This is a genomic window from Pseudoxanthomonas koreensis, from assembly GCF_041890415.1.
GTDB lineage: Bacteria > Pseudomonadota > Gammaproteobacteria > Xanthomonadales > Xanthomonadaceae > Pseudoxanthomonas > Pseudoxanthomonas koreensis_A.
In genome coordinates, this window is the sequence record NZ_CP169056.1 from 697,242 (window position 1) to 717,937 (window position 20,696).

Annotated in this window: 28 protein-coding genes; all 28 read left to right on the forward strand. The window is 65.4% G+C overall.

Annotated features, from left to right (window positions below; translation table 11 throughout):
• Nucleotides 1-26: 26 nt before the first annotated feature.
• The 28 genes from rpoC (at nucleotide 27) to rpsM (ending at nucleotide 20,694) form a co-directional block, all read left to right on the forward strand.
• The gene (rpoC, locus tag ACEJ41_RS03225) at nucleotides 27-4,226 is read left to right on the forward strand and encodes a DNA-directed RNA polymerase subunit beta' (protein WP_374013357.1); all 4,200 of its coding nucleotides are present in this window, start codon (nucleotides 27-29) and stop codon (nucleotides 4,224-4,226) included.
• A gap of 249 nt (nucleotides 4,227-4,475) precedes the next feature.
• Nucleotides 4,476-4,850: a 30S ribosomal protein S12 gene (gene rpsL / locus ACEJ41_RS03230; RefSeq protein WP_374013358.1), complete on the forward strand. Its 375-nt coding sequence runs from the start codon at nucleotides 4,476-4,478 to the stop codon at nucleotides 4,848-4,850.
• 15 nt (nucleotides 4,851-4,865) lie between these two features.
• Nucleotides 4,866-5,333 carry a 30S ribosomal protein S7 gene (gene rpsG / locus ACEJ41_RS03235; RefSeq protein WP_374013359.1) on the forward strand — a complete coding sequence of 156 codons (468 nt, stop codon included), beginning with the start codon at nucleotides 4,866-4,868 and terminating at the stop codon, nucleotides 5,331-5,333.
• Nucleotides 5,334-5,464: 131 nt separating this feature from the next.
• Nucleotides 5,465-7,594, forward strand: coding sequence for an elongation factor G (fusA, locus tag ACEJ41_RS03240; protein WP_374013360.1), 2,130 nt, complete (start codon nucleotides 5,465-5,467; stop codon nucleotides 7,592-7,594).
• An 88-nt stretch (nucleotides 7,595-7,682) separates the two neighbouring features.
• A complete protein-coding gene (tuf, locus tag ACEJ41_RS03245) occupies nucleotides 7,683-8,873 on the forward strand; it encodes an elongation factor Tu (RefSeq protein ID WP_374013361.1) in 1,191 nt (396 codons plus the stop codon).
• A 320-nt stretch (nucleotides 8,874-9,193) separates the two neighbouring features.
• Nucleotides 9,194-9,505: a 30S ribosomal protein S10 gene (rpsJ, locus tag ACEJ41_RS03250; RefSeq protein ID WP_374013362.1), complete on the forward strand. Its 312-nt coding sequence runs from the start codon at nucleotides 9,194-9,196 to the stop codon at nucleotides 9,503-9,505.
• 11 nt (nucleotides 9,506-9,516) lie between these two features.
• Complete coding sequence (gene rplC / locus ACEJ41_RS03255; RefSeq protein WP_374013363.1) at nucleotides 9,517-10,167, forward strand: 50S ribosomal protein L3; 651 nt, start codon at nucleotides 9,517-9,519, stop codon at nucleotides 10,165-10,167.
• An 11-nt stretch (nucleotides 10,168-10,178) separates the two neighbouring features.
• Complete coding sequence (rplD, locus tag ACEJ41_RS03260) at nucleotides 10,179-10,784, forward strand: 50S ribosomal protein L4 (protein WP_374013364.1); 606 nt, start codon at nucleotides 10,179-10,181, stop codon at nucleotides 10,782-10,784.
• A complete protein-coding gene (gene rplW / locus ACEJ41_RS03265; RefSeq protein ID WP_374013365.1) occupies nucleotides 10,781-11,080 on the forward strand; it encodes a 50S ribosomal protein L23 in 300 nt (99 codons plus the stop codon). Before rplD ends, rplW begins: the two co-directional genes overlap by 4 nt.
• Before the next feature lie 10 nt (nucleotides 11,081-11,090).
• The gene (rplB, locus tag ACEJ41_RS03270) at nucleotides 11,091-11,918 is read left to right on the forward strand and encodes a 50S ribosomal protein L2 (RefSeq protein WP_374013366.1); all 828 of its coding nucleotides are present in this window, start codon (nucleotides 11,091-11,093) and stop codon (nucleotides 11,916-11,918) included.
• Between the two features lie 6 nt (nucleotides 11,919-11,924).
• A complete protein-coding gene (gene rpsS / locus ACEJ41_RS03275) occupies nucleotides 11,925-12,191 on the forward strand; it encodes a 30S ribosomal protein S19 (RefSeq protein WP_374013367.1) in 267 nt (88 codons plus the stop codon).
• Nucleotides 12,192-12,203: 12 nt separating this feature from the next.
• Nucleotides 12,204-12,539: a 50S ribosomal protein L22 gene (gene rplV / locus ACEJ41_RS03280; RefSeq protein WP_374013368.1), complete on the forward strand. Its 336-nt coding sequence runs from the start codon at nucleotides 12,204-12,206 to the stop codon at nucleotides 12,537-12,539.
• 1 nt (nucleotide 12,540) lies between these two features.
• Nucleotides 12,541-13,266 (forward strand): 30S ribosomal protein S3, encoded by a 726-nt coding sequence (gene rpsC / locus ACEJ41_RS03285; RefSeq protein WP_374013370.1) that lies wholly within the window; start codon nucleotides 12,541-12,543, stop codon nucleotides 13,264-13,266.
• A 5-nt stretch (nucleotides 13,267-13,271) separates the two neighbouring features.
• Nucleotides 13,272-13,685 carry a 50S ribosomal protein L16 gene (gene rplP / locus ACEJ41_RS03290; protein WP_374013371.1) on the forward strand — a complete coding sequence of 138 codons (414 nt, stop codon included), beginning with the start codon at nucleotides 13,272-13,274 and terminating at the stop codon, nucleotides 13,683-13,685.
• The gene (gene rpmC, locus ACEJ41_RS03295; RefSeq protein WP_374013372.1) at nucleotides 13,685-13,873 is read left to right on the forward strand and encodes a 50S ribosomal protein L29; all 189 of its coding nucleotides are present in this window, start codon (nucleotides 13,685-13,687) and stop codon (nucleotides 13,871-13,873) included. Before rplP ends, rpmC begins: the two co-directional genes overlap by 1 nt.
• Nucleotides 13,874-13,885: 12 nt before the next feature.
• A complete protein-coding gene (gene rpsQ, locus ACEJ41_RS03300; RefSeq protein WP_374013373.1) occupies nucleotides 13,886-14,152 on the forward strand; it encodes a 30S ribosomal protein S17 in 267 nt (88 codons plus the stop codon).
• Between the two features lie 14 nt (nucleotides 14,153-14,166).
• Nucleotides 14,167-14,535: a 50S ribosomal protein L14 gene (gene rplN / locus ACEJ41_RS03305; protein WP_014161372.1), complete on the forward strand. Its 369-nt coding sequence runs from the start codon at nucleotides 14,167-14,169 to the stop codon at nucleotides 14,533-14,535.
• A gap of 16 nt (nucleotides 14,536-14,551) precedes the next feature.
• The gene (gene rplX, locus ACEJ41_RS03310) at nucleotides 14,552-14,869 is read left to right on the forward strand and encodes a 50S ribosomal protein L24 (protein ID WP_374013374.1); all 318 of its coding nucleotides are present in this window, start codon (nucleotides 14,552-14,554) and stop codon (nucleotides 14,867-14,869) included.
• Nucleotides 14,870-14,880: 11 nt separating this feature from the next.
• Nucleotides 14,881-15,423, forward strand: a complete 543-nt coding sequence (gene rplE, locus ACEJ41_RS03315) for a 50S ribosomal protein L5 (protein WP_374013375.1) — start codon at nucleotides 14,881-14,883, stop codon at nucleotides 15,421-15,423.
• Nucleotides 15,424-15,441: 18 nt separating this feature from the next.
• Nucleotides 15,442-15,747, forward strand: a complete 306-nt coding sequence (gene rpsN / locus ACEJ41_RS03320) for a 30S ribosomal protein S14 (protein ID WP_374013376.1) — start codon at nucleotides 15,442-15,444, stop codon at nucleotides 15,745-15,747.
• 184 nt (nucleotides 15,748-15,931) lie between these two features.
• The gene (gene rpsH / locus ACEJ41_RS03325; protein ID WP_374013377.1) at nucleotides 15,932-16,330 is read left to right on the forward strand and encodes a 30S ribosomal protein S8; all 399 of its coding nucleotides are present in this window, start codon (nucleotides 15,932-15,934) and stop codon (nucleotides 16,328-16,330) included.
• 19 nt (nucleotides 16,331-16,349) lie between these two features.
• Nucleotides 16,350-16,877 carry a 50S ribosomal protein L6 gene (rplF, locus tag ACEJ41_RS03330; protein WP_374013378.1) on the forward strand — a complete coding sequence of 176 codons (528 nt, stop codon included), beginning with the start codon at nucleotides 16,350-16,352 and terminating at the stop codon, nucleotides 16,875-16,877.
• 94 nt (nucleotides 16,878-16,971) lie between these two features.
• Complete coding sequence (rplR, locus tag ACEJ41_RS03335; RefSeq protein ID WP_374013379.1) at nucleotides 16,972-17,328, forward strand: 50S ribosomal protein L18; 357 nt, start codon at nucleotides 16,972-16,974, stop codon at nucleotides 17,326-17,328.
• 152 nt (nucleotides 17,329-17,480) lie between these two features.
• Nucleotides 17,481-18,017, forward strand: a complete 537-nt coding sequence (gene rpsE, locus ACEJ41_RS03340) for a 30S ribosomal protein S5 (protein ID WP_374013380.1) — start codon at nucleotides 17,481-17,483, stop codon at nucleotides 18,015-18,017.
• A complete protein-coding gene (gene rpmD, locus ACEJ41_RS03345) occupies nucleotides 18,010-18,201 on the forward strand; it encodes a 50S ribosomal protein L30 (protein WP_162311770.1) in 192 nt (63 codons plus the stop codon). Before rpsE ends, rpmD begins: the two co-directional genes overlap by 8 nt.
• A 10-nt stretch (nucleotides 18,202-18,211) precedes the next feature.
• On the forward strand, nucleotides 18,212-18,649 hold the full coding sequence (rplO, locus tag ACEJ41_RS03350; RefSeq protein WP_374013381.1) for a 50S ribosomal protein L15: 438 nt from the start codon (nucleotides 18,212-18,214) through the stop codon (nucleotides 18,647-18,649).
• A gap of 7 nt (nucleotides 18,650-18,656) precedes the next feature.
• Nucleotides 18,657-20,012 (forward strand): preprotein translocase subunit SecY, encoded by a 1,356-nt coding sequence (secY, locus tag ACEJ41_RS03355; protein ID WP_374013382.1) that lies wholly within the window; start codon nucleotides 18,657-18,659, stop codon nucleotides 20,010-20,012.
• 325 nt (nucleotides 20,013-20,337) lie between these two features.
• The gene (rpsM, locus tag ACEJ41_RS03360) at nucleotides 20,338-20,694 is read left to right on the forward strand and encodes a 30S ribosomal protein S13 (protein WP_374013383.1); all 357 of its coding nucleotides are present in this window, start codon (nucleotides 20,338-20,340) and stop codon (nucleotides 20,692-20,694) included.
• Nucleotides 20,695-20,696: the final 2 nt, after the last annotated feature.

Genomic DNA, 20,696 nt, shown 5'->3' on the forward strand with positions numbered 1-20,696 from the left:
TCGAATCCCGATTCCCGGAGAAGAAAATGAAAGACCTGCTCAATCTCTTCAACCAGCAGCGCCAGACGCTGGATTTCGACGCGATCAAGATCGCCCTGGCTTCGCCGGACCTGATCCGCTCGTGGTCCTTCGGCGAGGTGAAGAAGCCCGAGACGATCAACTACCGCACCTTCAAGCCCGAGCGTGACGGCCTGTTCTGCGCCGCCATCTTCGGGCCGACCAAGGACTACGAGTGCCTGTGCGGCAAGTACAAGCGCATGAAGCACCGTGGCGTGGTCTGCGAGAAGTGCGGCACCGAAGTCACCCTGGCCAAGGTGCGCCGCGAGCGCATGGGCCATATCGACCTGGCCAGCCCGGTTGCGCATATCTGGTTCCTCAAGTCGCTGCCCTCGCGCATCGGCCTGATGCTGGACATGACCCTGCGTGACATCGAGCGCATCCTGTATTTCGAAGCCTACGTGGTCACCGAGCCGGGCCTGACCCCGCTCGAGCGTCGCCAGCTGCTCAACGAGGAGCAGTACCTGATCGCGCGCCAGGAGCACGGCGACGACTTCGACGCCGCCATGGGCGCCGAGGCGGTGTACGAGCTGCTGCGCACGATCGACCTGCAGGCCGAGATGGCCCGCCTGCGCGAAGAGATCGCCGCCACCGGTTCGGAGACCAAGCTCAAGCGCCTGACCAAGCGGATCAAGCTGGTCGAGGCCTTCATCGAGTCCGGCAACCGTCCGGAGTGGATGGTCATGACCGTGCTGCCGGTGCTGCCGCCGGACCTGCGTCCGCTGGTGCCGCTGGATGGTGGCCGCTTCGCGACCTCCGACCTCAACGACCTGTACCGCCGCGTCATCAACCGCAACAACCGCCTGCGCCGCCTGCTGGAACTCAATGCGCCCGACATCATCGTGCGCAACGAGAAGCGCATGCTGCAGGAGTCGGTTGACGCGCTGATGGACAACGGCCGCCGTGGCCGCGCCATCACCGGCACCAACAAGCGCCCGCTCAAGTCGCTGGCCGACATGATCAAGGGCAAGCAGGGCCGGTTCCGCCAGAACCTGCTCGGCAAGCGCGTGGACTACTCCGGCCGTTCGGTCATCGTGGTCGGCCCGTACCTGCGCCTGCACCAGTGCGGCCTGCCGAAGAAGATGGCGCTGGAACTGTTCAAGCCGTTCGTGTTCGCCAAGCTGCAGCGTCGCGGCCTGGCCACCACGATCAAGGCCGCCAAGAAGCTGGTCGAGCGTGAAGAGGCCGAGGTGTGGGACATCCTCGAAGAGGTGATCCGCGAGCACCCGGTGCTGCTGAACCGCGCGCCGACCCTGCACCGCCTGGGCATCCAGGCGTTCGAGCCGGTGCTGATCGAGGGCAAGGCCATCCAGCTGCACCCGCTGGTCTGCACCGCGTTCAACGCCGACTTCGACGGTGACCAGATGGCCGTGCACGTCCCGCTGAGCCTGGAGGCCCAGCTGGAAGCGCGCGCACTGATGATGTCGACCAACAACATCCTCTCGCCGGCCAACGGCGAGCCGATCATCGTGCCGTCGCAGGACGTGGTGCTCGGCCTCTACTACATGAGCCGCGCCCTGGAGAACAGGAAGGGCGAGGGCATGGTGTTCTCGGATGTGGCCGAGGTGAAGCGCGCCTATGACAACCGGGTGGTCGAGCTGCACGCCAAGGTCAAGGTCCGGATCACCGAGCTGGTGACCGAGGAGGACGGCACCAAGCAGAGGAAGACCTCGATCGTGGATACCACGGTCGGGCGCGCGCTGCTGGCCGAGATCCTGCCGGAGGGCCTGCCGTTCGAGCTGGCCAACACCGAGTTGACCAAGAAGAACATCAGCCGCCTGATCAACTCCTGCTACCGCAAGCTGGGCCTGAAGGACACCGTGGTGTTCGCCGACCAGCTGATGTACACCGGCTTCGCCTTCGCCACCCGCGCAGGCGTGTCGATCGGCATCGACGACATGCTGATCCCGGACGAGAAGAAGGGCATCCTGAACGAGGCCGAGGCCGAGGTCCTGGAGATCCAGGAGCAGTACCAGTCCGGCCTGGTCACCGCCGGCGAGCGCTACAACAAGGTGGTCGACATCTGGTCGCGCACCAACGAGCGCATCGCCAAGGCGATGATGGACACCATCGGCACCGACAAGGTGGTCAACGCCAAGGGCGAGGAAATCGCGCAGAAGTCGATGAACTCGCTGTACATCATGGCCGACTCCGGCGCGCGTGGTTCGCAGGCGCAGATCCGCCAGCTGGCCGGCATGCGTGGCCTGATGGCCCGCCCGGACGGCTCGATCATCGAGACGCCGATCAAGGCCAACTTCCGCGAAGGCCTGAACGTGCAGGAGTACTTCAACTCCACCCACGGCGCGCGAAAGGGCCTGGCCGATACCGCGCTCAAGACCGCCAACTCCGGTTACCTGACCCGTCGCCTGGTCGACGTGGCCCAGGACGTGGTGATCACCGAGGTCGACTGCGGCACGGTGCATGGCCTGACCATGACCCCGATCGTGGAAGGCGGCGACGTGGTCGAGCCGCTGCGCGACCGCGTGCTCGGCCGCGTTGTGGCCGAGGACGTGTTCCTGCCCGGCAACGACGAGGATCCCATCGTCACCCGCAACACCCTGCTGGACGAGATCTGGGTGGCGCGGCTGGAAGAGGCTGGCGTGCAGGCGATCAAGGTCCGCTCGACCATCACCTGCGAATCGGCGTTCGGCGTGTGCTCGCATTGCTACGGCCGCGACCTGGCCCGTGGCCACCTGGTCAACATCGGCGAGTCCGTGGGCGTGATTGCTGCCCAGTCGATCGGCGAGCCCGGTACCCAGCTGACCATGCGTACCTTCCACATCGGCGGCGCGGCTTCGCGTGCGGCGGCGGTGGACAGCATCACGGTCAAGACCACCGGCTCGGCGAAGTTCACCAACCTCAAGTCGGTCGAGCATGCCGCCGGCCACCTGGTGGCGGTGTCGCGTTCGGGCGAGATCTCCATCCTCGACCCGCACGGCCGCGAGCGCGAGCGCTACAAGCTGCCGTACGGCGCGACCATCACCGTCAAGGATGGTGCCGACGTCAAGGCCGGCCAGTCGGTCGCCAACTGGGACCCGCATAACCACCCGATCGTGTCCGAGGTGGCCGGTTTCATCCGCTTCGTGGACTTCGTCGACGGCATCACCGTCATCGAGAAGACCGACGAGCTGACCGGCCTGGCCTCGCGCGAGATCACCGATCCCAAGCGCCGCGGCTCGCAGGGCAAGGACCTGCGTCCGCTGGTGCGCATCGTCGACAAGGACGGCAAGGACCTGAGCATCCCGGGCACCGACCTGCCGGCGCAGTACCTGCTGCCGCCGCGCTCGCTGGTGAACCTGCAGGACGGCGTGCCGGTGGGCGTGGGCGACGTGGTTGCCAAGATCCCGCAGGAGGCCTCCAAGACCCGCGACATCACCGGCGGCCTGCCGCGCGTGGCCGACCTGTTCGAGGCGCGCAAGCCGAAGGATCCTGCGATCCTCGCCGAGCGTTCGGGCGTGGTCAGCTTCGGCAAGGACACCAAGGGCAAGCAGCGTCTGATCATCCGTGATGGCGAGAGTGGCGAGCACGAGGAGCTGATCCCCAAGTACCGCCAGATCATCGTGTTCGAGGGCGAGCACGTGACCAAGGGCGAAACCGTGGTGGACGGCGAGCCGAGCCCGCAGGACATCCTGCGCCTGCTCGGTATCGAGCCGCTGGCGGCCTACCTGGTCAAGGAGATCCAGGACGTGTACCGGCTGCAGGGCGTGAAGATCAACGACAAGCACATCGAGGTCATCACCCGGCAGATGCTGCGCAAGGTCGAGATTTCCGACCAGGGTGGTTCGAAGTTCCTCAATGGCGAGCAGGCCGAGCGCCAGCGCGTCATCGAGGAGAACGCCCGCCTGGTGGCCCGCAACGAAATCCCGGCCAAGTTCGAGCCGGTGCTGCTGGGCATCACCAAGGCCTCGCTGGCGACCGAGTCGTTCATCTCGGCGGCCTCCTTCCAGGAGACCACCCGCGTGCTGACCGAGGCGGCCGTGCGCGGCACCCGCGACGGCCTGCGCGGGCTCAAGGAGAACGTCATCGTCGGGCGCCTGATCCCGGCCGGTACCGGCCTGGCGTACCACAGCCAGCGCCGCCGCAGTGCCTCCGGCCTCACCGAGTCGGAGATGCAGACGCTGGCCGGGGCACCGGAGCCGGCCGCGACGCCGGAAGCCGCCGGCGAGTAATGCCCCGGGTCCATCCCGCCGGCAGGCTGGATGGACCCGTGAGCCGTGCAGGCAGGGATGCCTTCACCGGCTGCCGGTGCCGCCCCCGCGGGCGGTCCGGCTGCCAGATCCAGGGATGGCAGGTCGGTTGACGCAGTTTTGCGCCGGCCGCTATACTTTCCTGTCTCGGCAGGCCGTCCTTCGGCCTGCCGTCGTTTTCACGTACCGGCCCCGGCACCAACGCGGGCCCCAAGCAGAAGAACCTTAAGAATGGCGACGATCAACCAGCTGGTCCGCAAGTCGCGGCAGGCGGCGACCTACAAGAGTGCCTCGCCGGCGCTCGAGAAGTGCCCGCAGCGCCGCGGTGTGTGCACGCGCGTGTACACCACCACCCCCAAGAAGCCCAACTCGGCCCTGCGCAAGGTTGCCAAGGTGCGGCTGACCAACGGTTACGAGGTGATCTCGTACATCGGCGGCGAAGGCCACAACCTGCAGGAGCACAGCGTGGTGCTGATCCGCGGCGGCCGCGTCAAGGACCTGCCGGGCGTGCGCTACCACACCGTGCGCGGCTCGCTGGATGCCGCCGGCGTGACCAAGCGCCGCCAGGCGCGTTCCAAGTACGGCGCCAAGCGCCCGAAGAGCTAATCGAGGAAGAACGACATGTCCCGTAAAGGTTCCACCCCACAGCGTGCCGTCCTCCCCGATCCCAAGCACGGGAGCGAGACCATCGCCCGCTTCATCAACATGGTGATGAAGAGCGGCAAGAAGTCGATCGCCGAGAACATCGTGTACGACGCGATGGACGTCATCGGCGAAAAGAACCCCAATGCCATCGAGCTGGTGCAGAAGGCGCTGGACAACGTGGCTCCGGCCGTCGAGGTGAAGTCCCGCCGTGTCGGTGGCGCGACCTACCAGGTGCCGGTTGAAGTGCGCACCTCCCGCCGCCTGGCCCTGGCCATGCGCTGGGTGATCGATTCGGCCCGCAAGCGCGGCGAGAGCTCGATGGCCCGCAAGCTGGCCGGCGAGCTGATGGACGCCTCCGAAAGCCGCGGTGCAGCCATCAAGAAGCGCGAAGAAACCCACCGCATGGCCGAGGCCAACCGGGCCTTCGCGCACTACCGCTGGTAACGGGCCGGGCCCCGCCGGGGCCCGCCTGACCGGCACGGGCAGCGCGCCCAGGCGCGCTTGGCCCTACTGCGGAAGCTGGCGCCACGCGCCGCTCCGTCATCCACAAAGTCAAAGCAAACGAGAGGCTCACCGTGGCCCGCACCACTCCCATCGAACGTTATCGCAATTTCGGCATCATGGCCCACATCGATGCCGGCAAGACCACCACGTCCGAGCGCATCCTGTTCTACACCGGCAAGAGCCACAAGCTCGGCGAGGTGCATGACGGTGCCGCCACCATGGACTGGATGGAGCAGGAGCAGGAGCGTGGCATCACGATCCAGTCGGCTGCCACCACCGCGTTCTGGACGGGCATGGACAAGTCCCTTCCCGAACACCGCTTCAACATCATCGACACCCCCGGGCACGTGGACTTCACCATCGAGGTGGAGCGTTCGCTGCGCGTGCTCGACGGCGCGGTGTTCGTGCTGTGCGCGGTTGGCGGCGTGCAGCCGCAGTCGGAGACGGTGTGGCGCCAGGCCAACAAGTACCACGTGCCGCGCATCGCGTTCGTCAACAAGATGGACCGCACCGGCGCCAACTTCTACAAGGTCCGTGACCAGCTGAAGTCCCGCCTTGGTGCGTCGCCGGTGCCGATGCAGGTGCCGATCGGCGCCGAGGACGGCTTCGAGGGCGTGATCGACCTGCTCAAGATGAAGGCGATCCATTGGGATACCGCGTCCCAGGGCTTGACCTTCGAGTACCGCGACATCCCGGCGGAGCTGCAGGCCAAGGCGACGGAAGACCGTGCCTTCATGGTCGAGTCCGCCGCTGAGGCCAGCGAAGAGCTGATGAACAAGTACCTCGAAGAGGGTGACCTCTCGGAGGACGATATCGTCAAGGGCCTGCGCGATCGCACCCTGAAGACCGAAATCGTGCCGATGTTCTGCGGCACTGCATTCAAGAACAAGGGCGTGCAGGCGATGCTCGACGGCGTCGTCAAGCTGCTGCCGTCCCCGGTCGACGTGCCGGCGATCAAGGGCGTCGACGTCGATGACGAGAGCAAGGAGCTGCTGCGCGAGTCGAGCGACAGCGCGCCGTTCTCGGCGTTGGCGTTCAAGATCATGACCGACCCGTTCGTGGGCTCGCTGACCTTCTTCCGGGTGTACTCGGGCAAGCTCAATGCCGGCGACCAGGTGCTGAACTCGATCAAGGGCAAGAAGGAGCGCATCGGCCGCCTGCTGCAGATGCACTCCAACAACCGTGACGAGATCAAGGAAGTGCTGGCCGGCGACATCGCCGCGGCGGTGGGCCTGAAGGATGTCACCACCGGTGACACCCTGTGCTCGCAGGACGCCCCGATCATCCTGGAGCGCATGGCGTTCCCGGAGCCGGTGATCTCGATGGCTGTCGAGCCCAAGACCAAGTCCGACCAGGAAAAGATGGGCAACGCGCTGAGCCGCCTGGCCCAGGAAGATCCCTCGTTCCGTGTCCGTACCGACGAGGAATCCGGCCAGACGATCATCTCCGGCATGGGTGAGCTGCACCTGGACATCATCGTCGACCGCATGCGGCGCGAGTTCAACGTGGAGGCCAATGTCGGCAAGCCGCAGGTGGCCTACCGCGAGACCATCCGCGCCACCGACGTGAAGTCCGACTACAAGCACGCCAAGCAGTCCGGCGGCAAGGGCCAGTACGGCCATGTGGTCATCGAGATGTCGCCGATCACCGCAGAGGACCGCGAGAAGTACGCGACCGACATCAAGGACGACTTCCTGTTCCTCAACGAGATCACCGGTGGCGTGATCCCGAAGGAGTTCATCCCGTCGGTCGAGAAGGGCATGCGCGAGACGATCACCAGCGGCCCGCTTGCCGGCTTCCCGGTGGTGGGCGTGAAGGCCAAGCTGGTGTTCGGTTCGTACCACGACGTCGACTCGTCGGAAATGGCGTTCAAGCTTGCCGCCTCGATGGCGTTCAAGCAGGGCTTCGCCAAGGCGCGCCCGGTGCTGCTCGAGCCGATCATGAAGGTCGAGATCGTCAGCCCCGAGGATTACATCGGTGACGTGATGGGCGACGTGAGCCGCCGCCGCGGCGTGCTCCAGGGCCAGGATGACAGCCCCTCGGGCAAGATCGTCAACGCGATGATCCCGCTGGGCGAAATGTTCGGTTACGCCACGTCGCTGCGCTCGATGAGCCAGGGCCGGGCGACCTTCTCGATGGAGTTCGACCATTACGAAGAAGCGCCGAACAACATCGCCGAGACCGTCATCAAGAAGGCGTGATCCGTCCCCGGGTCCGCATCATTCGCGGATCCGGCTGCACGGTCGCCAACCATCAACCACGCATCACGAATCACTGAGGTAGCAAACCATGGCCAAGGGTAAGTTCGAGCGCACCAAGCCCCACGTGAACGTGGGCACGATCGGTCACGTTGACCACGGCAAGACGACGCTGACGGCGGCGCTGACGAAGATCGGCGCTGAGCGTTTTGGCGGCGAGTTCAAGGCGTACGACCAGATCGACATGGCGCCGGAAGAGAAGGCGCGTGGCATCACGATCTCGACCTCGCACGTGGAGTACGAGTCCCCGACGCGCCACTACGCGCACGTGGACTGCCCGGGTCACGCCGACTACGTGAAGAACATGATCACCGGTGCTGCGCAGATGGACGGCGCGATCCTGGTGTGTTCGGCCGCTGACGGCCCGATGCCGCAGACGCGCGAGCACATCCTGCTGGCCCGCCAGGTGGGCGTGCCGTACATCGTTGTCTTCCTGAACAAGGCGGACATGGTGGACGACGCCGAGCTGCTGGAGCTGGTGGAGATGGAAGTACGCGAGCTGCTGAGCAAGTACGACTTCCCGGGCGACGACACCCCGATCGTGAAGGGTTCGGCGCTCAAGGCGCTGGAAGGCGACCAGTCCGAGATTGGCGTGCCGGCGATCCTGCAGCTGGTGGAGGCGCTGGACACCTACATCCCGACGCCGGAGCGCGACGTGGACAAGGCGTTCCTGATGCCGGTGGAGGACGTGTTCTCCATTTCGGGTCGCGGCACGGTGGTGACCGGGCGCATCGAGCGCGGGATCATCAAGGTGGGCGACGAAGTGGAGATCGTGGGCATCCGTCCGACGGCCAAGAGCACGGTGACGGGCGTTGAGATGTTCCGCAAGCTGCTGGACCAGGGTCAGGCGGGCGACAACGCGGGCCTGCTGCTGCGCGGCACCAAGCGTGACGACGTGGAGCGCGGCCAGGTGCTGTGCAAGCCGGGTTCGATCAAGCCGCACACGGACTTCGAGGCCGAGGTGTACGTGCTGAGCAAGGACGAGGGTGGCCGTCACACGCCGTTCTTCAAGGGCTACCGTCCGCAGTTCTACTTCCGCACCACCGACATCACCGGCGCCTGCGAGCTGCCGGAGGGCGTGGAGATGGTGATGCCGGGCGACAACGTGAAGATGGCGGTGTCGCTGATCAACCCGGTGGCGATGGACGAAGGCCTGCGCTTCGCGATCCGCGAAGGCGGCCGTACCGTCGGCGCCGGCGTGGTGGCCAAGATCATCAAGTAATACCCGATTTACCGGCCCCCGCCGGCCTGGGCGGGCGGGGGCTCAAAGCGAAAAGAGGCACAGGAAGTGCCTCGTGTTCGCCGGACAGGGAAGGTTCGCGTGACAAATGCGCGGAAACAGCCGAATGGCTGTTGACCGCGCCGTTTACGCGTTCTATACTTTTCCGTCTGGGCAGGCCGGCTAGCTGGTCTGCCCGCGCTTTTGGGGCCGCGTCGCCCCGCCTGCCGGCCGGTCACGGCGCCAGGCAGACCAAATGGACCATTCGGGGCAGGCATCCCAGAGGCCGCGCCCGTCGCTCTTTATAACGAAGGAACTCCGTCATGGCGGACCAAAAGATCCGGATTCGGCTCAAGGCGTACGATCATCGTCTGATCGATCGTTCGGCCAGCGAGATCGTCGAGACAGCGAAGAGGACCGGCGCGCAGGTGCGTGGCCCGATTCCGCTGCCGACCAAGATCGAGCGCTACACCATTCTCGTCTCCCCGCATGCCGACAAGGATGCGCGTGACCAGTACGAGACCCGCACGCACAAGCGCGTGCTCGATATCGTCGACCCCAACGACAAGACCGTGGACGCGCTGATGAAGCTCGAGCTCGCGGCTGGCGTCGACGTCCAGATCAAGCTCGCCTGAGGACAGCCGACATGACGAAGAAATATTCGTTGGGTCTGGTCGGCCGCAAGGCCGGCATGAGCCGGGTGTTCACCGAGGACGGTCGTTCCATCCCGGTGACCCTGATCGAAGCCACCCCGAACCGCATCACCCAGGTCAAGACCGTCGAGGTCGATGGCTACAGCGCTGTCCAGGTCGCCGCCGGCACCCGCCGCGCCGCGCTGGTCAACAAGCCGCTGGCCGGGCATTACGCCAAGGCCAAGGTCGAAGCGGGTCGTGGCCTGTGGGAGTTCCGCGTCGCCGACGAGAAGATCGGGGATTTCGCCGTTGGTGGCGAGATCAAGGCCGATATCTTCGAGGTCGGCCAGATCGTGGACGTCCAGGGCGTGACCAAGGGCAAGGGCTTCCAGGGCACGATCAAGCGCCACAACTTCACCATGGGTGATGCCACCCACGGCAACTCGCTGTCGCATCGTTCGCCGGGTTCGATCGGCCAGCGGCAGACACCGGGCCGCGTGTTCCCGGGTAAGAAGATGTCCGGCCACATGGGTGCCGAGGTGCAGAGCACGCAGAACCTCGAAGTGGTTCGCGTCGATGCCGAGCGCGGCCTGATCGCTGTTCGCGGCGCCGTGCCCGGTGCTCCGGGTGGCGACGTGATCGTGCGTCCGGCGAGCAAGGCGTAAGGAGAAGCACGATGGAACTCACCATTACGGGTAGCGCCAACAAACTGTCGGTTTCCGACGAAGTGTTCGGCCGCGATTTCAGCGAAGACCTGGTCCACCAGGTCGTGGTCGCATTCCGCAACGCCGGTCGCGCTGGCACCAAGGCGCAGAAGACCCGGTCCGAAGTCAGCGGCACGACCAAGAAGTCGAAGAAGCAGAAGGGTGGCGGTGCCCGTCACGGCGCCCTGACCGCTCCGATCTTCGTCGGCGGCGGCGTGACCTTCGCGGCCAAGCCGCGCAGCTTCGCGCAGAAGGTCAACCGCAAGCAGTACCGCGCCGCGATCAGCTCGATCCTGTCCGAGCTCAACCGCCAGGGCCGGCTCAAGGTCGTCGATGCGTTCGAGGTCGATTCGGCCAAGACCAAGGGCCTGGTCGAGAAGCTGTCAAGCCTGGAGCTGGGCAACCGTCCGCTGATCGTCACCGAGGAGGCCTCGGAGAACCTGTTCCTGTCGGCGCGCAACCTGCCCTATGTGCAGGTCCGCGACGTCCAGGGGCTGGACCCGGTCACCCTGGTCGGCGCCGATTCCGTGCTGATCACCGCCGATGCGGTCAAGAAGATCGAGGAGTGGCTGGCATGAGCACCAACGAGAAGGTTTTCAGCGTCCTGCTTGCTCCGCGCGTGTCTGAAAAGACCGCGCGCCTGCAGGAGCTCAACAACCAGTACGTGTTCGAAGTTTCGAACGACGCCACCAAGGCCGACGTCAAGGCTGCCGTGGAACAGCTGTTCGACGTAAAGGTCGAGGCGGTCAACGTCGTCAATGTGAAGGGCAAGAGCAAGTCCTTCCGTTCCCGTGCCGGCCGCCGTGGCGACTGGCGTAAGGCGTACGTGCGCCTGGCCGACGGCCAGAGCATCGACGTGTCCGCCAAGGCCTGAGGGTAATCCCATGCCATTGATGAAATTCAAGCCCACTTCCGCCGGCCGCCGTTCTGCGGTCCGCGTGGTCACGCCCGAGCTGCACAAGGGTGCACCGCACGCGCCGCTGGTTGAAAAGCAGAGCAAGTCCGGCGGCCGCAACCACCACGGCCGCATCACCACCCGGCACATGGGTGGTGGCCACAAGCAGCACTACCGTCTGATCGACTTCAAGCGCAACAAGGAAGGGATCGTGGCGCGTGTGGAGCGGATCGAATACGACCCGAACCGCACCGCGCACATCGCCCTGCTGTGCTATGCCGACGGCGAGCGCCGCTACATCATCGCGCCCAAGGGGCTGAAGGCCGGCGACCAGGTGATCGCCAGCTCGGACGCCCCGATCAAGGCCGGCAACACCCTGCCGCTGCGCAACATCCCGGTCGGTACGACGGTGCATTGCATCGAGCTCAAGCCGGGCAAGGGTGCGCAGGTCGCACGCGCCGCTGGCGCTGCGGTGCAGTTGGTTGCCCGCGAGCAGGGTTACGCGACCCTGCGCCTGCGTTCGGGTGAGATGCGCAAGGTTCCTGCCGAGTGCCGGGCCACCATCGGCGAAGTCAGCAATGACGAGCACAGCCTGCAGAAGCTGGGCAAGGCCGGCGCCAACCGTTGGCGCGGCATCAAGCCCACCGTCCGCGGCGCCGCCATGAACCCGGTGGACCACCCGCACGGTGGTGGCGAGGCCAAGGCCGGCCAGGGCAACCCGCACCCGGTCACCCCGTGGGGCGTGCCGACCAAGGGTTACAAGACGCGCAACAACAAGCGCACCCAGCAATTCATCGTTCGTGATCGTAGGGGCTAATCGACCATGCCACGTTCCCTCAAGAAAGGCCCGTTCGTCGATCACCACCTGATCAAGAAGGTGGAGGCCGCCGGCGGCAGCAGGCGCCCGATCAAGACCTGGTCGCGCCGTTCCATGATCCTGCCCGACATGGTGGGTTTCACGATCGCCGTGCACAACGGCAAGAACCACGTTCCTGTGCTCGTCAACGAGAACATGGTCGGCCACAAGCTTGGCGAGTTTGCCGTCACCCGGACCTTCAAGGGTCACGGTGGCGACAAGAAGTCGAAGTAAGGAGAGATGACCATGGAAGCGAAAGCCATCCTGCGCACCGTGCGCATCTCCCCGCAGAAGGCCCGCCTGGTTGCTGACCAGGTGCGCGGCCTGCCGGCCGAGCGTGCGGTCAACCTGCTGAAGTTCTCCGACAAGAAGGCTGCCCACCTGATCAAGAAGGTGGTCGAGTCGGCCATTGCCAATGCCGAGAACAACCAGGGCGCCGACGTCGACGCGCTGAAGGTCAAGACCATCATGGTCGACGAGGGCCCGACCCTGAAGCGCTTCATGGCGCGAGCGAAGGGCCGCGGCACCCGCATCCTCAAGCGGACCAGCCACATCACCGTCGTCGTGGGAGAGGGCAAGTAATATGGGTCACAAAGTTCATCCCACCGGCATCCGTCTGGGCATCGCCAAGGACTGGAACTCCAAGTGGTACGCGGGGAAGCGGCAGTACGCCGAGTACCTTGCGGCCGACCTGAAGGTGCGCGAGATGCTGCGCAAGAAGCTGGCCCAGGCCGGGATCAGCAAGATCATGATCGAGCGTCCGGCCAAGACGGCGCGCGTCACCATCCACACGGCCCGCCCGGGTGTGGTGATCGGCAAGCGCGGTGAGGACATCGAGAAGCTGCGCAAGGAAGTGAGCGCGATGATGGGCGTTCCGGCGCACATCAACGTGACCGAAGTGCGCAAGCCCGAACTGGACGCGCAGTTGGTGGCCGAGTCGATCGCCCAGCAGCTTGAGCGCCGCATCATGTTCCGCCGCGCGATGAAGCGCGCCGTGGGCAACGCGATGCGCCTGGGCGCCCTGGGCATCAAGGTCAACGTGGCCGGTCGCCTCAACGGCGCCGAGATCGCCCGTTCGGAGTGGTACCGAGAGGGCCGTGTGCCGCTGCACACCCTGCGCGCGGACATCGACTACGGCTTTGCCGAGGCGCACACCACCTACGGCGTGATCGGCATCAAGGTATGGGTTTACAAGGGCGAGATCTTCGACTTCGCCCAGGTTGGACAGGAAAAGCAGGAAGAGGCTTCGTCGCGCCCCGAGCGCGGTGACCGCGACCGCCCGTCCCGTCCTGCACGTGAAGCGAGGTAACGGCGATGTTGCAACCCAAGCGAACCAAGTTCCGCAAGCAGTTCAAGGGCCGTAACGAAGGCCTGAGCTGGAGCGCGAATGCCGTGTCGTTCGGCGAGTTCGGCCTGAAGGCCACCGCCCACGGCCGCCTGACCGCGCGCCAGATCGAGGCCGCGCGCCGCACCATCAGCCGCTACGTCAAGCGTGGCGGCAAGATGTGGATCCGCGTGTTCCCGGACAAGCCGATCACCCAGAAGCCCATCGAGGTCCGCATGGGCTCGGGCAAGGGTGGCGTGGAGTACTGGGTCGCCCAGATCCAGCCGGGCCGCATGATCTATGAAATCGAGGGCGTGCCGGAAGATACCGCGCGCGAGGCCTTCCGTCTGGCGGCGGCCAAGCTCTCGGTCACCACCACCTTCGTGACCCGCACGGTGCGCTAATGGCTACGAACAACGAACTCCGTGAGAAGTCGGCCAACGAGCTCAAGGCTCATCTGCTGGACCTGCGCAAGGAGCAGTTCTCCCTGCGCATGCAGCGGGTGACCGGTCAGCTGACGAAGACCCACGAAACCCGCCGGGTGCGCCGCGAAATCGCGCGCGTGAAGACCCTGCTCGGCAGCAACAAGTAAGGGATCGCAGCGATGAGCGAGAACAACAACAAGCAGCTGCGCACGGTCGAAGGCCGGGTCGTCAGCAACAAGATGGACAAGACGGTGACCGTACTGGTCGAGCGTCAGGTCAAGCATGCCCTGTACGGCAAGTACATCAGGCGCTCGACCAAGCTGCACGCCCACGATGCCGACAACAGCTGCAACGAGGGCGACGTGGTGCGCGTGACCGAAATCGCGCCGCTGTCCAAGACCAAGAACTGGCGCGTGGTTGAAGTCGTCACCCGCGCGGCCGACTAAGGGAGATCTGAATCATGATCCAGATGCAGAGCTACCTCGACGCCGCCGACAACTCCGGCGCCAAGGAACTGATGTGCATCAAGGTGCTCGGCGGCTCCAAGCGCCGCTATGCGGGCATTGGCGACATCATCAAGGTGACCGTCAAGGACGCCATTCCGCGCGGCAAGGTCAAGAAGGGCGAAGTCTACGACGCCGTCGTGGTCCGTACCCGCAAGGGCGTGCGTCGCGCTGACGGCTCGCTGATCCGCTTCGACGGCAACGCCGCTGTCCTGCTGAACAACAAGCAGGAGCCGATTGGCACCCGTATCTTCGGACCGGTGACCCGTGAGCTGCGTTCCGAGAAGTTCATGAAGATCGTTTCGCTCGCGCCTGAAGTGCTCTGAGCGGAGGAAAGCAGACATGGCAAACCGTATCAAGAAGGGCGACCAGGTGGTCGTCACCACCGGCAAGGACAAGGGCAAGCAGGGCGAAGTTGTGCGCGTGGATGGCGATCGCGTGATCGTATCCAACGCCAACCTGGTCAAGCGGCACACCAAGCCGAACCCGCAGGCGGGCATCGCCGGCGGCGTGGTCGAGCGTGAAGCCTCGATCCACATTTCCAACGTAATGCCGCTCAACCCTGCCTCCGGCAAGGGCGAGCGCATCGGCTACAAGGTCCTGGAGGATGGACGCAAATTGCGTGTGTTCCGCTCCAGTGGTGAGGCGCTCGACGCCTGAGGAATGAAGCAATGACCACGCGGCTTGAAAATATCTACAAGGAACAGGTTGTGCCGGCTCTCATGGAGAAGTTCGGCTACAGCAACCCGATGCAGGTGCCCCGGTTCGTCAAGATCACGCTCAACATGGGCGTGGGCGAGGCTGCGGCCAACAAGAAGGTGCTGGAGAATGCCGTGGCCGACATGGCGAAGATCTCCGGCCAGAAGCCTGTGACCACCAAGTCCCGGGTTTCGGTGGCTTCGTTCAAGATCCGCGACGGCTGGCCGATCGGCTGCAAGGTGACCCTGCGCCGGGCCCAGATGTTCGAGTTCCTGGATCGCCTGATCAACGTCTCGCTGCCGCGCGTGCGCGACTTCCGTGGCGTGTCTGCGCGCTCGTTCGACGGCCGTGGCAACTTCAACATGGGCGTGAAGGAGCAGATCATCTTCCCGGAGATCGACTTCGACGCGATCGATGCGACCCGCGGCATGGATATCGCCATCACCACCACTGCCAAGACCGACGCCGAAGCCAAGGCGCTGCTCGAGGCGTTCAAGTTCCCGTTCCGGAACTGAGATAACAAGGAATTCAGAATGGCAAAGACCTCCATGGTCAACCGCGACCTGAAGCGGGCGAAGCTGGCCAAGAAGTACGCGGCCAAGCGCGACGCGCTGAAGAAGGTCGTTTCCTCGCCGACCGCTTCGTACGACGAAAAGATCGAAGCGGCGACCAAGCTTGCCAAGCTGCCGCGCGATTCCTCGCCCAGCCGCCTGCGCAACCGCTGCGAGCTGTCCGGCCGTCCGCGTGGCGTCTACCGCAAGTTCGGCCTGGGCCGCAACAAGCTGCGCGAGGCCACCATGCGCGGCGACGTGCCGGGCCTGCGCAAGGCCAGCTGGTAAAAGTACGGCCGGACGGTCCGCCGTCTGGCCCGTGTTGTCGACGAGCCGGCCCCCCAAGGGCCGGGTTGTCTGCTATGATTCCGCGCTTGCCCCGGCCAATCGGGCGGCGCACAGGGCCCCGGCCCCTCCCGGGAACAATCCAGATTTCGCGAAAGCGGATATCGGTGCACTCAAGGAACCACTCATGAGCATGACTGATCCCATCGCCGACATGCTGGTCCGCATCAAGAATGCGGCCGCAGTTGGCAAGCCCACGGTGAAGCTGCCGTCTTCCAAGATCAAGGTTGCGATTGCCAACGTCCTCAAGGACGAGGGCTACATCGCCGACCTGCGCGTCGTCCCGGTCGAGAACAACAAGTCCGAGCTGGAGATCGTGCTGAAGTACTTCGAAGGCCGTCCGGTCATCGACCAGCTCAAGCGCGCCTCGCGCTCCGGCCTGCGCCTGTATCGCGGCAAGAGCGAGCTGCCCAAGGTCCTCGGCGGTCTCGGCGTGGCCATCATTTCCACCTCCCAGGGCATCATGACCGACAAGCAGGCGCGCAGCGCCGGCGTGGGCGGCGAAGTCCTGTGCTACGTGGCCTAATCGAAGGAGTACGACGACCATGTCCCGCGTAGCCAAGCAGCCGATCGCCCTGCCCAAGGGTGTGGAACTGAACATCCAGGACGACAGCGTCAGCGCCAAGGGCCCGAAGGGCGCCTTGACCCTGGCCAAGCCGGCCGGCGTGCAGATCGCCATCGAGGACGGCAGCGCCGTCCTGTCCGCCAACGACCCGTCGCTGGTCCCCCTCACCGGCACCGTCCGCTCGATCCTGGCCAACATGGTCAAGGGTGTGTCGGAGGGCTTCGAGCGCAAGCTGGAGCTGGTCGGCGTGGGTTACCGTGCCGCCATGCAGGGCAAGGACCTGAGCCTGTCCCTGGGCTTCTCGCACCCGGTGGTGTTCGAGGCGCCGGAAGGCATCACCCTGGCGACCCCGACCCAGACCGAAATCCTGGTGCAGGGCGCCGACAAGCAGCGCGTCGGTGAAGTGGCGGCCAAGATCCGCGCCTTCCGCCCGCCGGAGCCGTACAAGGGCAAGGGCGTGAAGTATTCCGACGAAGTCATCATCCGCAAGGAAGCCAAGAAGGCGTAAGCGTACGCGGGTCCTTCCACGGAATCCGGCCACCGCGGCCGCAATCCAGGGCAGGGGCCCGGACCATCCTTCAGCTTCCACGAGGTCAAAACACATGAGCATCAAGAACGACGCCCGTCTGCGCCGCGCCCGCTCCACCCGCGCCCACATCCGCAAGCTCGGCGTGCCGCGCCTGTCCGTGCTGCGCACGGGCCAGCACCTGTACGCCCAGCTGTTCACTGCCGATGGCGACAAGGTCATCGCGGCCGCCAACACCCTCCAGGCCGACGTCAAGGACGGCCTGAAGAGCCGCAACAACGTGGACGCCGCCGCCAAGGTCGGCCGGATCCTCGCCGAGCGGGCCAAGGCGGCAGGCATCGAGAAGGTCGCTTTCGACCGCTCGGGCTACCGCTACCACGGCCGCATCAAGGCGCTGGCCGACGCCGCCCGCGAAGCGGGCCTGCAGTTCTGATTCCCCCGGGCCCGCTGCGGCGGGCCGGGCCTGCCGGCGCAGGTGGCGCCGGGCGCCGTCCTCCTTCTGCGGGGGCGTGACGCTTCACCGCGACAGCCCACAACCATAAGCGGCCCAAGCCGTACATATCCGGACAACCCAAGGAATTCGAAATGGCAGAAGAGCGTCAGCCGCGCGGTCGCGACCGCAACCGCGAAGAAAAGATCGACGATGGCATGATCGAGAAGCTGATCGCGGTCAACCGCGTCAGCAAGACCGTCAAGGGCGGCCGCCAGTTCACCTTCACCGCACTGACCGTGGTGGGCGATGGTGACGGCAAGGTCGGCTTCGGCTACGGCAAGGCCCGTGAGGTCCCGGTGGCCATCCAGAAGTCGATGGAGTATGCGCGCAAGGGCATGCTCAGCGTCGATCTCAACAAGGGCACCCTGTGGCATCCGGTCAAGGCCGGTCACGGCGCCGCGCGCGTGTTCATGCAGCCGGCCTCGGAAGGTACCGGCGTGATCGCCGGCGGCGCCATGCGCGCCGTCCTGGAAGCGGTGGGCGTGAAGGACGTGCTGGCCAAGGCCGTCGGTTCGCGCAACCCGATCAACCTGGTCCGCGCCACCCTCCGGGGTCTGGAGGCCATGCAGTCGCCGGAGCGTATTGCGGCCAAGCGCGGCAAGAAGGCGGAGGAACTCCTCAATGGCTAACGAGTCGAACAAGACCGTCAAGGTGCGCCTGGTGCGTGGCCTGCGCGGCACCCAGGCCCGCCACCGGTTGTCGGTGAAGGCACTGGGCCTGAACAAGCTCAACGACGTGCGCGAGCTCAAGGACAGCCCCCAGGTTCGTGGCCTCATCAACCAGCTGCACTATCTGGTGCGGGTCGAGGACTAAGGAGAACATCATGCGTCTCAACACTCTCAAGCCCGCAGAGGGCGCCCGCCAGGAGCGCACCCGCGTTGGCCGCGGCATCGGTTCGGGCCTGGGCAAGACCGCCGGCCGCGGTCACAAGGGTTCGTTCGCGCGCTCGGGCAAGGGCAAGATCAAGGCTGGCTTCGAAGGCGGCCAGACCCCGATGCAGCGCCGCTTGCCGAAGATCGGCTTCCGTTCGCTGACCGCCAAGGACACCGCCGAGGTGCTGCTGTACAAGCTGGCCCTGGTGGAAGGCGACGTGGTCGATTTCGCTACGCTGCGGGCAGCCAAGCTGGTGCCGAGCACCGCCAAGCGCGCCAAGATCGTCAAGAAGGGCGAGCTGTCGCGCAAGCTGACCATCAAGGGCGTTCTGTTGACCGCCGGTGCCAAGGCCGCGGTCGAGGCTGCCGGCGGCAGCGTCGAGGAGTAAGTCACACATGGCGCAGAGCGGCATCGGCAATCTCGGCGGTAGCCTGGGCAAGTTCACCGAACTGCGCCAGCGCCTGCTGTTCGTGCTTGGCGTGTTGGTCGTCTATCGCATCGGCTGTTTCGTGCCGGTGCCGGGCGTCAATCCCGATGCCATGCTCGCGATGATGCAGGCGCAGGGCGGCGGCATCGTGGACATGTTCAACATGTTCTCGGGCGGCGCCCTGCACCGTTTCAGCATCTTCGCGCTGAACGTGATGCCGTATATCTCCGCATCGATCGTGATGCAGCTGGCCGTGCACATCTTCCCGACGCTCAAGGCGATGCAGAAGGAAGGAGAGTCCGGTCGTCGCAAGGTCACCCAGTACTCGCGCATAGGCGCAGTGGGCCTGGCAGTGGTGCAGGGCGGCAGCATCGCCATGGCGCTGCAGGGCCAGGTCGCGCCGGGCGGGATGCCGGTGGTGTACGCGCCGGGCATGGGCTTCGTCCTGACTGCGATGGTGGCGTTGACTGCCGGTACCATCCTCCTGATGTGGCTGGGTGAACAGGTGACCGAGCGTGGCATCGGCAACGGTGTGTCGCTGATCATTTTCGCCGGCATCGTTGCGGGCCTGCCCAGCGCGGTCATCCAGACCATCGAGGCCTACCGCGCCGGGAGCATGAGCTTCCTTGCCCTGTTGCTGATCGTGGCGCTGGTGCTGGCGTTTACCTGGTTCGTGGTGTTCGTCGAGCGCGGCCAGCGCCGGATCACGGTCAACTACGCGCGCCGCCAGGGCGGTCGCAACGCGTACATGAACCAGACCTCGTTCCTGCCGCTCAAGCTCAACATGTCGGGCGTGATCCCGCCGATCTTCGCATCCAGCATCCTGGCCTTCCCGGCGACGCTGAGCATGTGGTCGGGGCAGGCGACATCGGCCACCTGGCTGCAGCGCATCTCCAATGCGCTGGCCCCGGGCGAGCCGCTGTACATCATCGTGCTGGCCGGGTTGATCATCGGTTTCACGTTCTTCTATACCGCGCTGGTCTTCAACTCGAACGAAACGGCCGACAACCTCAAGAAGTCGGGCGCGCTGATTCCGGGCATCCGTCCGGGCAAGGCCACTGCCGACTACATCGACGGCGTGCTGACCCGCCTGACCGCCGCTGGCGCCGCCTACCTGGTGATCGTGTGCCTGCTGCCGGAATTCATGCGCACCGAGCTGAATACCTCGTTCTATTTCGGTGGCACTTCGCTGCTGATCGTGGTGGTGGTGGTGATGGACTTCATTGCGCAGATCCAGGCGCACCTGATGTCCCACCAGTACGAGAGCCTGCTGAAGAAGGCCAACCTGAAGGGCGGTTCGCGCGGCGGGTTGCCACGCAACTGAGCACCATTCCAAACCCGGCGGACGTGTTCCGCCGGTCTCCGGCCACGGCCGGGGCATAGCAAATGGGCGGCCCGCGCGACGTCTCGCGCGTGGGTGAGACTCTGCGGTGCGGCGCTGGAGTAGCGCGGCCGGCCCCGGGAAACCGGGTTGCCAGCAGGGTCCGACGCCGGAGCATGGGCACACTCCCCATGCCGGGTCGGGGGTCTTCGGGCCACGGACTTCCAAGTAATCCGGGACATTGATAGAATTCGCAGTTCACTTTTGAACCAATCCTGTCGGGCGGGCCTTGTGCGCGTGCCGACCCATCAAGTTTGGAGATCGCGTCATGGCGCGTATTGCAGGCGTCAACCTGCCGACCCACAAGCACGCCTGGGTGGGACTGCAGGCCATTTACGGAATTGGTCGCACCCGCTCGAAGAAGGTGTGCGAGGCCGCGAGCGTGGCCCCCACGACCAAGATCCGTGACCTGTCCGAGCCGGAAATCGAGCGCCTGCGCGCCGAGGTCGGCAAGTACATCATCGAAGGCGACCTGCGTCGCGAAATCGGCATCGCCATCAAGCGGCTGATGGACCTGGGCTGCTACCGCGGCCTGCGCCATCGTCGCGGCCTGCCCCTGCGCGGTCAGCGCACCCGCACCAATGCACGCACCCGCAAGGGTCCGCGCAAGGCGATCAGGAAGTAAGG